We start from the raw sequence: 219 nt of genomic DNA, 5'->3' as shown, positions 1-219 counted from the left end.
AATAAATTATATATTCTTCTATTTATTATTCCATTATTACAGTAATTCATTTAAATCTCTTGGAACAGTATTTTCTTGATTATTAAATAATGAATTAAATAATTCTTCTCCTATTAATTTTTTATTCTTAAATTTTTCTAGTTCAGATTTTAGATCTGCTAGAAGAAATAAATCTACANNNNTTGGGAATCTTGATGNNTGTAAATTTCTTAAAGAACC

This window comes from Candidatus Nanopusillus massiliensis (assembly GCF_920984865.1).
The sequence above is the reverse complement of the archived record's forward strand: the minus strand, read 5'-3'. Positions refer to the sequence as shown.